Below are 14,720 nucleotides of genomic sequence, written 5' to 3'. Positions count from 1 at the left end.
GAATCTAAAAGAGGGATTTTCATATTCTATACAATTGATTTTTCACACGTTTTGCTCCACTTCTGCACTTTTCTCCTTCTTATTCCGTTTCATATTCTTCAGTCCCTTAACCGTGCCAACTAATCCTTTCGGGAAAACTAGCAATACGATAATGTACAATAAACCAAGAATAATCGTCCATCGTTCAAAGATCGGATACTCTGTAGCTAGTTCTGATAAATAATATTTTAGTGATTCAATAATGCCAGATCCAGCAATAGCTCCAATTAAAGTTCCGACTCCTCCAATCATTGTCATCAATAGTGCATTTAGTGTCATTTCAATTGAAAATACAGTCGTATTGACAAAACGTAATGTAATAACAAATAAACCACCGCTAATTGCAGCTACTATTCCTGCCACTACACTTGCGATTATTTTATAATGGAGGACTTTATATCCAAGTGCTTCAACACGTTGTTCATTTTGTGAAATTGCCTTTAATACTTTCCCAATAGAAGACTTTGTAAAAAGACGTAATAGAATAAAAATGAAGAGTAAACATACAAGTGATACATAATAAAAAGTAAAACGATCACGGAATATTTCTGGTACCCCAAATGTAAAACCATCTCCTCCATGAGTGAGCCCACGCCATTTTTCAGCAAGTACGAAAAACAACTGTGAAATAGCAAGTGTTAACATTGCATAAAAATGACTTTTCAACCGTAAAGAAAGCAAACCAATTATATAACTAACGATTGCTGAAACGATAATTGCAGCTACTATTCCAATTAAAAAGTTCGTTATTGATACGCCTTGCCGATCAAATAAAAGCGCTACCCCATATGCTCCTATCCCAAAGAACATACAATGACCGAACGATACAATTCCTGTATACCCAAGCAATACATCAAAACTCATTGCAAAAATAGCAAAGATGAAGATTTGAGTGAACAAAATTAACAGGCTCCGTGAATCATTTACGAACGGAAATACACTTAAACAAATGAGCATACATACTCCGAAGTATACTTTAATTCGGTCCGATGTGTTGTTCACCATTTCACCCCTTTTCACCAACAAGTCCAGTTGGCTTTACTATTAAGAAAAATAGTAACATTAACATATTAATTGCAAGTGATAAATCTGGTATAAAATACGCTGTAAAAGCACCAGCTAATCCGACAATTAAAGAAGCAATAGCTGAACCTTGTACGCTTCCTAATCCTCCGATAATTACTACTATAAAAGCTAAAATTGCATACTGTATGCCCATCTCGGCGAAAATAACGCCCGAATACGGTGCTAATAAGAAACCACCCAAAGCTGCCATCCCTGCTCCTAATAAAAAGACGAAAGAAAATATCGCTTTTACATTAATACCAAGCGCTTGAACCATTTCTTTATCCATTACACCTGCACGGATCATAAGACCTATCTTCGTCTTTTTGAGTAATAATAGTAGTGCAATGTAAATAATTATCCCAATCAAAATAACAAATAGACGATATTTAATTAATATAATACCTCCGGATGTAAAACTTCCTTGTAACCATAACGGTAATTTTGCACTAATAGGGTTTGGCCCCCAAAATATTTTAATACACTCACTAAGAACGAGCATTCCTCCAAGCGTAACGAGCAGCTGTCGAACATGATTTCCATATACTGGTCTGATAAGAAACCTTTCTAAAATAAATCCTAAGAACATTCCCATAGCTACTGCTCCAACTAAAGCTAATATATAACTTCCTGTCATATTAAATAACCAAACACCTGTAAATGCTCCCCATGCAAATAAACCACCGTGTGCAAAGTTTAAAACGCTCATTAGACCGAAAATAAGTGAAAGACCTGATGCTAACAAAAAAATGAGCATCCCTGTTGAAATCCCATTTACAAATAAATTGATTAACACATCCATCCTTTTCACCTCGGATTCATGTTAAGAGATTCCTAAATATTTATGACACATTTCCTTATCCTTTTTTAATTCATTCATAAAACCGTTATGAACAATTCTTCCATTATCCATAATGTAAAAATAATCGCCAATTTGACTAGCCATCATAAAATTTTGCTCAACAAGTAAAACTGTTGTTTTCTCTTTCATCTTCAAAATAGCTACCATTAATTTCTCCACCATTATCGGGGATAGCCCTTTGCTCGGCTCATCAATAAGTAATAATCCATCACTATTAATAAACGCTCTTGAAATAGCCAACATTTGCTTTTGCCCTCCGCTCAAGAGCCCACTTTTCTTATTCCAAAACTGCTTTAAATCCGGAAATAGTTCCAGCATCCACTCTATTTTCCCTTCTACTTCTTCACCTTTCCCCCTAGCAAGAGCGAATGTTTCTTCTACTGTCAAATCATGAAAAATACCTTGATTTTCTGGTACATACCCTATTCCTTTCCTTGAAATTAAATGTGTAGGTAATCCACTTACTTTTGCACTATCATAATAAATTTCACCATCTGCAATTCGGTGAAACCCCATAACTGAACGTAATGTCGTTGTTTTCCCTGCCCCGTTTCTACCAAACAGTACAGTAATCGTCCCTTTCTCAACAGCAAGAGATACTCCTTGCAAAATATGAAACTGATCTAAATACGTTTCTATACTATTCACTTGTAATAGTACCACTATATAATCCCCCTAAATAAGCACTTTGTACACGCTCATCTTTCATAATTTCTTCTGGCAATCCTTCAGCCAATAACTCTCCATGAAATAAAACGATAAGATGATCTGACAAACCTAGTATCATATCCATTTTGTGTTCGATAAGTACAATTGTGCTCTCTGGATGTTTCTTAATATTTTCAATCACTTGTAATATAGCAGGGACTTCCTCAACCGAAATACCTGCCGTCGGCTCATCAAGTAATAACACATCCGTTTTTAAAGCTAATAACATCGCAAGTTCTAGCTTTCTTTTCTCTCCATGTGCCAAATCTTTCGCTAATACGTTCTCTTTCTCGTGAAGTAATACTGTTTTTAAGAAACGTCTCGCCTCTCCAACTTGTTGCTTAAATTTTGCTGGATTCGGGAAAAAGCTATAGTAATCTTGTACGAATGATTGAACACTTAAACGGACATTTTCAAGTACCGTTAATTCTGGGAATATGTTTGTAAGCTGAAAAGAGCGACCGATTCCTAAGCGTGTTCGATCTGAAATCGATAGTTTTGTAATATCTTGCCCTTTAAAATACACTTCACCTGTTGTGGGTGAAATCTGTCCACTTAGTAAATTAAATAACGTTGTCTTCCCCGCACCATTTGGCCCGATAATAGAAATGAGCTTTCCTTTTTGGACAGTTAAATTTACATCTTTAATAACATGATGTTCACCAAAAGATACGCTAAGATTTTTCGTCTCTAGCAAATGTGTCACGAAATCCCTCCCTTTAAGGCCGTGAGTATGAAAGAAATATGTATAAAGAGGGTCCCCCCTCTTTATACAAAAACAACAGAAAATTCAGTCTATTTATTTTGAACTGGTGGTTCTGTTTCTTTCATCGTTAATTCTCGCTCTAACACTGGCACCGGATAATCAACACCATCTTGCTTTTTCAATGTGATAGAATACAGCGTCTGCATCGCTTGGTGGTCCTTCTCTCTAAACTTCATCTTTCCTTTCGGTGTATCAAATTCCATTCCTTCCATTTTCTTAATTAATGTATCTACATCTGTATCACCTTTTGTTTTCTTTAAAGCTTCTACAATAGAAATTGCTGCTGACATTCCTCCCGCTGTAAACAAATCTGGCACTACACCATTAAAACGTTTTTTATGCTCTTCAACTAGCCAATCATTCACTTTATTTTTTGGAAGTGTGTGATAATATACAGAAAAACCTTGCATACCTACTAATGCATCCATTGTTTTTAATGCTGGTATATCTGGGGCACCTGTAGAAATTTTAATACCTTGCGCTTCCACATTCATATCTTTCAACTGTTTCCAAGGTGAATTTGCCCCTGCCCAAACGATAAATAAATAATCTGGTTTTGAACTAATGATATTTTGAATATTCGCTGTAAAATCTGTTGAATTTGTATCCGCGTATTGCTCATTCACAATGTTCGCACCTAATTTTTTTGCACCCCCTTTAAATGCAGCAATCCCTTCACGACCAAAAGCGTTATCTGGGGCAAATGTCGCAATCTTTACACCTTTTTTCGCAATTGCTGCTGCTCCTGCAATCGCATCTTGTGAGGAACTTCTTCCAGTTCTAAAAATATATTTATTCCAGTTCTTCCCGGTAATACTATCCGCAACTGCTGGTTCTACAACCATAATCTTTTCATATTCTTCAGCCAGTGGTAAAACCGCTAACGTATCACTTGAACTAGACGATCCAACTAAAAAATCAACTTTCTCTTCTTCTAATAACTTCGTAGCTTTCTTCACTGCTACATCCGCTTTCGTTTCTGTATCTTCTACAACAAACTTAATCTTTTTCCCATCTACTTTCCCAGTTCCACCAGTTGCATAGTCTAACCCTAATTCAAATCCGTTCACTGTTTGTTTTCCATACGATTCTAGCGGTCCTGTTAAAGAAGCAAGGACTCCTACCTTAATCGTTTTTTCATCCTCTGTACTTGTTTTCTTTCCTGAACAAGCTGCCGTTATTAATAACGAACCTAAAACACAGCCAGTAAACATTGTCTTTAGCCACTTACGTTTTTTCATCGACATTGTGATCCTCCCCATACTTTACTTTCTGATAGAATCAAACACGCCAAAATCCCCTGTCCGTAATCATGACTAACTAATTCGATAGATAATGGAAAACTCTTGTAGTACCCTCTACATTCGGCACAAATATATAATCACCTTCCTATGTAATGGAAACGGACATACAATCAATATATATTCTGCAATCCAATTGAAAATACTGTTTCATTTCAGTAATGACCATACAAAAAGACTAACTTATTTTTTTAAGTTAGTCTTTTCACCTTAATTAGAGTTAAGTTCTACTTTCTCTAATCCTTCAGCCAATCGTTTCTTATCTAGTCCTTCTCCTATTACTACCAAGTTTGTTGGGAAACCGAAATCTTGTTCCAATAAAGTTGGTACTCCGAACGAATATTGGAATAGGTGAGGGTATTTATCTCCATGAAATTTCACAAAACCTTTCACACGATAAATACTATCTGGTAAATTCGAAAGCCATTCATATAATTTGTCTTGATCAATCGGTTTCGTAAATTGATATGTCATCGTTTGTATATGTAAATGCTGTTTGACATGTAGTGTCTCATGTTCCTCATCATTTGTAAATTCAGCTTCTTCAATATCTTTTAAAGATATATTACAATACTTTGTTTCATACAATTTCGCATGATCATTTATTGCCTTTACTTCTTCAAGCACTATGTTCTTGTCTTCATCTGTTAGTAAATCTGCTTTATTAACAAGAATATGACTACCAAATTTCAGTTGCTCATGCAGTAGCTGTTGTACATTTGCACTTAATATACTTCGGTTTAACCATCTTACGGCATCTAAAACGACTACAATTGATTTCACTTCCAGGAAAGGTGCTAAAATTGGCGAGACACACGCGTCTAACACTTCAATTGGATGCGCAACACCTGTCGTTTCTATATAAATTACATCTGGTCTTTCTTGTTGATATAACGAATGTAATTGTATTTCAAGCTCTTCTTTTAACGTACAACAAATACAACCTTTAAGAAGTTCTCTTAAAACATTCTCTTTTCCAATAATATCTGTATCTACCGAGTATTCACCAATTTCATTCATTAATACTGCAACTTTTCTATTCTTCTGTTTCTCTGCTAACAATAAATTTTGTAATAATGTTGATTTTCCACTACCTAAAAAACCACCTAATATATGAATCTCCACTTTATTCATTCAACCGACCATCCATTTCTTTACTTCAAATGTATTCAAAGCGTAATAATTACGATTTATATTTATCATTTTATTAAAAGAATGACCATTTGTAAATATAAGAGATTCACTGTTCATTTACTTCATATGCAACTCTAACTCCAGACTCAATTGCCCCTTGCATCCATCCATGTGTTAATGTCGTATGCTCTCCTGCAAAGTGTACTTTTCCAGATGATGGTGTAATATACGGAAATAACTCGAGCTCTTGGCCTGGTTCGAAAGCTGTAAATGCACCGCAAGAATACGGATTTTTACTCCAGCTAAAAGATGTTCCAGTGACAAACTCACTATAGACGATGTCACCGTATATTTCCGCTAAATTTTTTAATGCGTAACGAATACGATCTCTTTGCGGGAGACTATCCCATGTTAACGCCTCATCTGCCCACGTATAACTTGCTATAACGATAGCTGGTCCTGGAGTATGAATGCCATAACTCGGATAGTATGTAAACCGTATCGGTAAATCAGTAATAGATTTTCCACCACACTGTCCCGCTTTCTCCCAAAATCTACTTTTAAACTCTATTGCAATTTTAGTTGCAGCAATATAATTTAATTCACGAATTGCTCTTCTTTTAAAATAAGAGAATAAATAGTATGGCTGAACTTCTACAAATCTTAACGCTGAAAATGGAATTGTAATAATAGCAAAATCACTTGTTATTGTAAATTGCTCTAACGTTTGCTCATGATTTCCTTGTAACATTACTTTATTATCTTCTTGTATGATTTTATCAATCTTATACGGCATTAAAATATGCTCCCTTAATTGTGGTAAGAATGCATTCGATAACTTATCCATTCCACCAGTTATTTCATAATATTTCGTTGTTGAAGTAAAAAAGATCATTTCACGTAATACTTCAATTAAGGACATTCCCATATAAGCTTCCATATCAAGAAGTACCCCGATCATATCTATTGCACCATCTGAATAATACTCCATTAAAAATGAACCAAGCGAATACGTTTTATACTTTTTTTCAACGATAAGCCAGTTTTTATCCGGTTCCTTCTTAATATAATTTAGTATTGGTTCTAATACCTCAATCATTAACTCTTCTGCCGTTTTTCCTCTTTCTTTATCCAAAACCGGATATTCAAGTACACTTGGATCATTTTCAAACACATTCAATCTCGTTTGAATGTTATTCGTGTAAATGATATCTGCAAAAGTTTTATTTATAAAAAGGTTTAAAGGCAGTTTAAATTTATAAATATACGCTAAGGTTAACTTATGGGTATCAGGGATTCTCATCGGTCCCGCATTAAAATATAAACCCACACTAAATGGTTCCCGAATCGTATACACCCTGCCACCTATTCTGTTATTTGCTTCTATAATCGTTACTTCGTGCCCAGCCTCTTTTAATAAAGAACCTGCAACTAATCCAGAAATCCCTGCACCGGCAATCGTAATCCGTTTTGGGTTATTCTTTTTAACAAGCCCTGCATGAATAATATGAAGCATCTCTTCCATTGTTAATGGGTTCCCCATGCCATTTCCCCTTTTACAAAGGATTTTACTGAATTATATTCAGTTACCTTCATTCCTATGTTTTGGGCAAGGAATTACACGGATACATTTTCAAATACTTGAATATCTTTTATAAAATGTAATAAACTAGATATGATTCTATAGAAGTAAGACGTATTATCTTACATAACAAAACCAATGAAATTGCGAGGAATTTTGAAATGAAAAAAGGTATTAACCGTGTTGTATTAGTAGGAACAGGAGCAGTTGGATGTAGTTATGCTTACTGCATGATTAACCAAGCCGTAGCTGAAGAATTTGTTTTAGTCGATGTAAATGAGGCAAAAGCTGAAGGAGAAGCAATGGATTTAAGTCATGCTGTTCCATTCGCACCAGCTCCAACCAGAGTATGGAAAGGTAGCTACGAAGACTGTAAAGATGCTGACCTTGTAGTTATTACAGCTGGATTACCACAAAAGCCAGGCGAAACACGTTTAGATTTAGTTGAGAAAAACGCTAAAATCTTTAAACAAATCGTTCGCAGTATTATGGATAGCGGATTTGATGGCATCTTCTTAATCGCAACAAACCCTGTAGATATTTTAACTTACGTAACTTGGAAAGAATCTGGTTTACCGAAAGAACGTGTAATCGGTTCTGGTACAACGCTTGATTCTGCTCGTTTCCGCTATATGTTAGGTGAGTACTTCAATATTGGTCCACACAACATTCACGCTTATATTATCGGAGAACACGGCGATACTGAACTTCCTGTTTGGAGTCATGTTTCCGTTGGTATCCAAAAACTACAAACACTGCTTGAAAAAGACAACACGTATAATCAAGAAGATTTAGACAAAATTTTCATAAACGTCCGTGATGCAGCTTACCATATTATTGAGCGTAAAGGCGCAACTTATTATGGTATCGGTATGTCACTTCTACGTGTTACAAAAGCAATTTTAAACGACGAAAATAGTGTATTAACTGTATCAGCTTACTTAGAAGGTCAATATGGTCAAAAAGATGTTTATATCGGGGTACCTGCTGTTTTAAATCGCGGCGGTGTTCGTGAAATTTTAGAGGTTGAATTAAGTGAAGAAGAAGAATTAAAATTTGATCACTCTGTTCAAGTATTGAAAGAAACAATGGCTCCTGTTCTTTAATTAAGATAAAAGCAATCCAATTTATTTTGGATTGCTTTTTATTTTCATTATCTCCTATGACTTTTTAATGATTTTCTATCATTTCTTATTTTTTAGTCGCATCCTCATTATTTATATCAAGTACATCTAATAAAAAGATAAAGATTGGTATCCCGATAATAAGCCCCCATATTCCAAGGAAATGCTCTGAGAAGATAAGAATCATAAATGTATAAAAGATTGGTAAATTTGTTTTTGCAGACATAAACTTCGGATTTAAAAAATAACTTTCAAGAGCATGGATTACTGTTATGAACACGAGTATGTATACTACGTACATAACTCCGCCTACGTTGTAAGCAATGATACAAAGTGGAAACAAAGAAATAATCACACCTGCAACAGGAATCAACCCTAGTAAGAAAACCATAACAGCTAATACGAGTAGCTGTGGAAATCCTAAAACAATTAATGCAATGACAGTAAGAATACAATTTACAACGGCAATTAAAAACTGAGCTTCAATTACTTTTCCGAACGATCTTGCAAATCTTTCACCAAAATATGCAATTTCCTCATAAAAGATTTTTAACTTACTATCTTTAAACTTAGATGTAAATGTAATAATACGCTCTTTTTCTAATAAGAAAAATAAGCTTAAAATTAGAGATAATAATATTTGTAAACTTACCTTCCCTATATTTGCTATTGATTGATATATGACGTCTACACCTTGTTCTATATATTTTGATACTTCCATCCCATTAATTGTCGAAAGTGCATATTTAACGATTTCATTATCAGGTGGATTTTGAAAAAATAGTTTAAATTGATAAATTAATTGTGAAATTTGTATCGTCAGCACAGGTAAATATTTATATAACGTTGTGCCTATAAAGGAAACTAGTATTATATATAAACATGCAATAACAATTTTCCGGTTTACTTTCAATTTTCTTGAAATAAAACGTTGAAATCGATCCATTAAAAACGTCAGTATAAACGTAATTAATATTAAATTAATCATACTTTTTAATGCGTATAATACAAGCGCTACTATTATTAAAACGAGAAACCGTTGAAACCCTCTACTTCGAAAAAAACTCTTTACTTCATTCATTAAGAATTAACCTCCCCCTTCAATGGATGGAAATTGAATATATTACATTTTATGAACTCCTATAGACAATCTTTCTTACTAATTGAGAAGAATCCTTTTTTTCTTTTCATATTGTTAGATTCGTTTAACTGGAATCCACCAACATAATTTCGGTGGATTCCAGTTATTTTTCATATAATCTTTTATAAACTAGGCGATTTTCTATTTTTAGACTGCTGTTCATACGCATATCCAATATTGAAAAGCTCTCTTTCACCAAACTGTTTCCCTACAAACACTACACCGATTGGTTCTCCATTTTTATCATATCCAGCAGGAACCGCTAATTCCGGATAACCAGCTACAGCTGATAGAAGAACTTCATCGTTATTAATCATAACTAGAGCATCCAAACCTTTTTCTACTAAATACCTATCTAGCTCTTTTCTTGCATTTTCTTGACTCGTTTGCACTACGTTTTCAAACTCTTCTTTCGTTATAGCAGATTTTTCAGACCCCTCAATTAATGTTTGTCCGTATTTTATTCGTCTTTTACTATCCTTTTTATTAAACGCTATAATCTCTTCTAACGATTTTACCGGTACATTCTTTTGCTGTGAAAGATAGTCGTTTACATTATGCTTGAACTCATATTCTAATGTTTGCAAATTATCTACACCCTCAGCACTTAACTGGATATTATCAGTTAATATCGCACCTGCATCTTGAAGGTCTTTTCTAATTTTTTCTGCTACTGCTTTTCTATTTTCATCTTGTTGGTCTACAGAAAAAAGAAGTCCTATCTTTTTCCCTTTTAATCCATCTATTGATAAATCCTTTGTATAATCAATTCTTTCTTTATCTTTCATTTTTTCTGTCATAACATCTTTTTCGTCATAACCTATCATTGCATTAAATAACGTTGCTGCATCTTTTACCGTTCTTGCCATAGGTCCTGCTGTATCAAGAGTTTCAGCTAACGGAATAATTCCTGTTCTGCTTACCATACCTAAAGATGGACGTAACCCAACTACTGATTGCTGCGCCGCGGGTGCAACAATCGATCCCGTCGTTTCTGTTCCGATTGCAAGCGGTGCAAAATCTGCCGCAACTACTGTAGCAGATCCTGAACTTGATCCTGAAGTATCGAATGTGATCGGACCGTACGGATTTAAATTTTGTCCTTTCTTCCCACTATACCCACTTGGCATTGTAAAAGATAAATAGTTCGCCCACTCAGACATATTCGCTTTTCCTAAAACAAATGCCCTTCTTCTTTCAACCGCTTCACAATTGTTGCGTCTTGATCTGCAATCCAATCTTTTAATACATAAGTTCCTGCACTAGTCGGCATCACTTTTTCCGTCTGTACATTATCTTTTACAACGACAGGAATACCATATAAATTCGACTTTTTGTTTCTACCTCGCTCTTGATCTAACTTCCTTGCTTCTTCCATCGCATTAGGATTTATCTCTGTAACAGAATTTAATGTTGTTCCATTTTGATCATGTTCTTGTATTCTAAAAAGATAAATACTCGTTAATTCTTCATATGACAACTTTCCATCATCAATCATTTTTTGAAGCTCATCTACAGTCGCATTTACGATTTCTTTTTCTTTTATCTTTACATTTTCTATATTGATTCCTTTAAGCTGATTATATATCGGTTGTAGCACTCTTTCTTTATCATATACAATGCGCTCAGGTCCCTTTGGAAAATAATTTTTATACACGTAATATCCGCCAACACATGCTAATAAGACAATACCTCCAGCGATAGACAGCGTTACCTTTACCCATTTCTTCATGTTGCTTCCTCCACTCTATAAGATGCTTAGCTATACAAAAAAGAGAGTTACCTTTTACTTAACTCTCTCCAATCAAAATGCTAAATGAAAAAATGAAAGATTTCAATCTAATTACTTCTTTTTTTGCATTTGCTTTGCTAACATTTCTTTCACTTGATTATACGTTAACCCTGAATTTTTATTTAAACGCTTTACTTCCTCAACATCAGTACCTACCACTGTATATTTTTTCTCATCATTCATTTTTCTAATTCCCTTCTCACCGTATTATTTCTTATATTTCTTCCCTAAATCCGCCTAAATTAACACCACTACAAAAAAAGGAAGCTGTTTTTAAGCACAGCTTCCTTCTCGTTACATATTGTATTTCTTAATAAAATTTCACTACATCTTCAGTAGGCAAGAACGTTCTTTCTGCTGGTTGTTCATTTGGCTCACCAAATGGCATTTGTCCTACTAAACTCCACTCTGCCGGAATGTTCCAAGTTTCTTTCACTTCAGCATCTACGATTGGATTGTAATGTTGTAATGATGCACCAATTCCTTCAGCCGATAATAACATCCATACAGTATGTTGTAACATTGCATTTCCTTGATGAGACCAGAATGGGAACTGATCTTTATATAATGGTGCATTTTCTTGCATTTTTTCTACTGTTGCTTGATTTTCAAAGAATAACACAGTCCCAACACCTGTATGGAAACCTTTTAATCTTTCTACAGTCGCTTCAAAGTTTTCTGCTGGTACGCGAGCTCTTAGTGTTTCTTTAACAATATCCCAAAACTTTTCATGCTCTCCATCCATTAATACAACCATACGACCACTTTGCATATTGAAAGATGTTGGTGCGTGTAAAGCTGTTTTTAAAACTTCTTCAATTCTTTCTTTCGTAATTGCATCGTTTTTTGTTACTTTACGAATAGAACGACGGTTCACAATTGCTTCTTTTAAGTTTGTTGTAGTTGCTGACATTTTAATTCCTCCAAATATTTGTTTTATAATTTATTTTGTTATTTCATAACAAGCGAATTAACAATATCCATCTGTATTACATTGCATACCTTCAAATGAATTTGTTTTATCCTTTTCAATTTCTTTATCAATGACTCTTTGTAGCGTTTCTTTACTAGCTAGCCCTTGAATGACTTCATCTCCAATCATGACAGTTGGAACAGCCATAATATTCGCTTCATCATATGCGTGCTGAATTGCTTCTTGATGCTTTTCTTTATATTTACGAGTTACTAACGCATCTTTAAATTCAGCTTCAGGAAGACCTACTTCTACCGCTAATTTTGTTAAAACATCAATATCTTCAATGTTTTGCTCTTCTTGGAAAAATGCTGTGAATACGCGGTGATGATACTCATTTCCTAGTCCACGTTCTTTCGCAAATTGACACCCTTCGAAAGCTAAATGTGTATATGGATGCGGAGAAACACGTGGCAAACGCATATCGATTCCTAACTTCTTCGCAGTTGGAAGAATAAAAGCATCCCATGAGCCTAATTTTTCTGGCTCATTCCATGGATCAATTTTTGCATATGGACTTGGACGTAATTCAAATGGCATCCATTCAATTTCTACATCTTTCTCTTTCGCTACTTCATCTAATGGACCTTTTGCTAAAAAACAAAATGGACATATAAAATCTGAGTATACTTTCATTTTTACAGTCATACTTTTACACCTTACCTTTATAGTTGTAATCGAATCAGTTACATTGATAATAAAAAAATATAAATATGATTTAAGCATTCATTTTTTCTTGCAAAATTTCAAACAAATGCCCCATCGTAATATTTCTCAAAACTTCTTCCATCGCGGATTGCGCTTGTATTAATATAACTTCTAACACCGCTTGAATATTGGCCCCAATCGGACAATCTGGATTTGGTTGCTCGTGAATATGAAATAGCTTATCTTCTTCGACTACATTCACTGCATGATACACATCTAACAATGTGATTTCATGTAAATCTTTTAGTAATCCCGCGCCACCTGGTCCACGATTTACATAAACAAAGCCAGCTTGTTTCAAATACGACATAATTTTACGAATGACTACTGGATTTGTATTGACACTCTCAGCCATATAGTCTGAAGTGCATAGTGAAGATGGATTGTTTTTTAAAATAGATAAAATATGAACAGCTATAGAAAAGCGGCTACTAATTTTCATCGTAATCACCACCTCGATGTAATCATTATAGTTACAACTAAAAAATAAGTCAATCCTTTTCATAGATTTTTTATAAGCAAATTAAAAAGTGTCCCATTATGATATATGAGACAACCCTTTTTATTCTGCAAATAGCGCTTGAAATTCTTCAATAAATAGCTGCACAGCGATTGAAGAATCCTTTAATGAAGGAACAGCTAAAGCAATTTCTCTCCATACTTGTGGTTCCAATTCTCTCGTTTGCACATTTTTTGGTAAATTCGTTAAAGATAATTCAGCTAATATTGCAATGCCTAATCCTTCTTGAATCATATTTAAAGCTGTAGTAACGGTTGATATTACATACTCAGCCCGAAGTGGTACGTTTGCTTGTTTAAACATATCAATAATAGGTGGTTCGTATCCACCCTTACATAATATGATCGGTTCATTCTCTAAATCACTAATTGTAATAGAGTCCTTCTTACAAAGAGGATGATCATCTCTTAAGATAGCAACCATTTTCCCCTTCGTTAATGGAACAATCTCCATCTCTTTATTAGGCAAAATAACAATTCCTATATCAACAACCCTCGATACTAACCAATCTTCAACTTCTTTAATCGTTCCTTCACAAAGAACTACTTCTAAGTTCGGATACTTCTCCTTAAAAAGGTTTATCATTTTGGGTAAAAAATGTGCAGAAGCGCTCGGAAAACTCCCAATTCGAATCGTCCCAACTTCGTGCCCTTTCTCCATCGCAACTTCTTGTTCAATCTTCGCTACACCGTTCAAAATCTCTCTAATATGTACAAGAATCCTATTTCCTACATCCGTAACGAGTAGCCCTTTTCGTTTATCACGTATAAGAATAGTAACTCCTAACTCTGACTCAATACTTGAAATCGCATGACTAACAGCTGGCTGCGTCATATTTAACACCCGAGCAGCTTTCGTAAAACTACCTAACTCAACGGTTTTTATTAATACTTGCAGTTGTGTAATGGTCATAACTAATCACTTATACTCCTCATAAAAAAGATTCATTTTATTTATTACAGTTGATATCATATCATAGTGAAATGAATAACAACAAGGAGGTCT

14 protein-coding genes and 1 pseudogene are annotated in these 14,720 nt (G+C 34.5%); 1 reads left to right on the top strand and 14 read right to left on the bottom strand.

Annotated features, from left to right (window positions below):
- Nucleotides 1-42: 42 nt before the first annotated feature.
- The 7 genes from MHI26_RS09710 to MHI26_RS09680 all read right to left on the bottom strand — a co-directional run bounded on the left by MHI26_RS09710 (nt 43) and on the right by MHI26_RS09680 (nt 7,418).
- Nucleotides 43-996: a branched-chain amino acid ABC transporter permease gene (locus tag MHI26_RS09710; protein WP_042973246.1), complete on the bottom strand. Its 954-nt coding sequence runs from the start codon at nt 994-996 to the stop codon at nt 43-45.
- A gap of 49 nt (nt 997-1,045) precedes the next feature.
- The gene (locus MHI26_RS09705) at nt 1,046-1,906 is read right to left on the bottom strand and encodes a branched-chain amino acid ABC transporter permease (RefSeq protein WP_061667432.1); all 861 of its coding nucleotides are present in this window, start codon (nt 1,904-1,906) and stop codon (nt 1,046-1,048) included.
- A 21-nt stretch (nt 1,907-1,927) separates the two neighbouring features.
- Entirely contained in the window at nt 1,928-2,629 is a 702-nt protein-coding gene (locus MHI26_RS09700; RefSeq protein WP_000243531.1) for an ABC transporter ATP-binding protein, read from the bottom strand.
- A complete protein-coding gene (locus MHI26_RS09695; RefSeq protein ID WP_061667431.1) occupies nt 2,607-3,380 on the bottom strand; it encodes an ABC transporter ATP-binding protein in 774 nt (257 codons plus the stop codon). Before MHI26_RS09695 ends, MHI26_RS09700 begins: the two co-directional genes overlap by 23 nt.
- Before the next feature lie 89 nt (nt 3,381-3,469).
- Nucleotides 3,470-4,687, bottom strand: a complete 1,218-nt coding sequence (locus tag MHI26_RS09690; protein WP_061667430.1) for a substrate-binding domain-containing protein — start codon at nt 4,685-4,687, stop codon at nt 3,470-3,472.
- A gap of 264 nt (nt 4,688-4,951) precedes the next feature.
- Entirely contained in the window at nt 4,952-5,875 is a 924-nt protein-coding gene (locus MHI26_RS09685; RefSeq protein WP_061667429.1) for a CobW family GTP-binding protein, read from the bottom strand.
- 106 nt (nt 5,876-5,981) lie between these two features.
- On the bottom strand, nt 5,982-7,418 hold the full coding sequence (locus MHI26_RS09680; protein ID WP_000528026.1) for a flavin monoamine oxidase family protein: 1,437 nt from the start codon (nt 7,416-7,418) through the stop codon (nt 5,982-5,984).
- Nucleotides 7,419-7,618: 200 nt separating this feature from the next.
- Between MHI26_RS09680 and MHI26_RS09675 the strand changes: the two genes are divergently transcribed.
- Nucleotides 7,619-8,563, top strand: a complete 945-nt coding sequence (locus MHI26_RS09675) for an L-lactate dehydrogenase (protein ID WP_000715327.1) — start codon at nt 7,619-7,621, stop codon at nt 8,561-8,563.
- Between the two features lie 85 nt (nt 8,564-8,648).
- Here the strand turns inward: MHI26_RS09675 and MHI26_RS09670 are convergent, their stop codons facing one another.
- The 7 genes and pseudogenes from MHI26_RS09670 to MHI26_RS09640 all read right to left on the bottom strand — a co-directional run bounded on the left by MHI26_RS09670 (nt 8,649) and on the right by MHI26_RS09640 (nt 14,627).
- Complete coding sequence (locus tag MHI26_RS09670) at nt 8,649-9,662, bottom strand: AI-2E family transporter (RefSeq protein WP_001006600.1); 1,014 nt, start codon at nt 9,660-9,662, stop codon at nt 8,649-8,651.
- 182 nt (nt 9,663-9,844) lie between these two features.
- Nucleotides 9,845-11,454: pseudogene (locus MHI26_RS09665) on the bottom strand (amidase family protein).
- Between the two features lie 111 nt (nt 11,455-11,565).
- Nucleotides 11,566-11,697 carry a hypothetical protein gene (locus MHI26_RS09660; protein ID WP_000997344.1) on the bottom strand — a complete coding sequence of 44 codons (132 nt, stop codon included), beginning with the start codon at nt 11,695-11,697 and terminating at the stop codon, nt 11,566-11,568.
- A 127-nt stretch (nt 11,698-11,824) separates the two neighbouring features.
- A complete protein-coding gene (locus MHI26_RS09655) occupies nt 11,825-12,427 on the bottom strand; it encodes a nitroreductase family protein (RefSeq protein ID WP_001277031.1) in 603 nt (200 codons plus the stop codon).
- A gap of 57 nt (nt 12,428-12,484) precedes the next feature.
- A complete protein-coding gene (locus tag MHI26_RS09650) occupies nt 12,485-13,135 on the bottom strand; it encodes a DsbA family oxidoreductase (protein WP_000216656.1) in 651 nt (216 codons plus the stop codon).
- A gap of 70 nt (nt 13,136-13,205) precedes the next feature.
- Nucleotides 13,206-13,637: an Rrf2 family transcriptional regulator gene (locus MHI26_RS09645; protein ID WP_000704075.1), complete on the bottom strand. Its 432-nt coding sequence runs from the start codon at nt 13,635-13,637 to the stop codon at nt 13,206-13,208.
- 120 nt (nt 13,638-13,757) lie between these two features.
- A complete protein-coding gene (locus tag MHI26_RS09640; protein ID WP_061667428.1) occupies nt 13,758-14,627 on the bottom strand; it encodes a LysR family transcriptional regulator in 870 nt (289 codons plus the stop codon).
- Nucleotides 14,628-14,720: the final 93 nt, after the last annotated feature.

Source organism: Bacillus sp. FSL K6-1218, from assembly GCF_038006445.1.
Taxonomy (GTDB): Bacteria; Bacillota; Bacilli; order Bacillales; family Bacillaceae_G; genus Bacillus_A; species Bacillus_A thuringiensis_S.
This window is presented reverse-complemented; position numbering and strand designations above follow the sequence as displayed.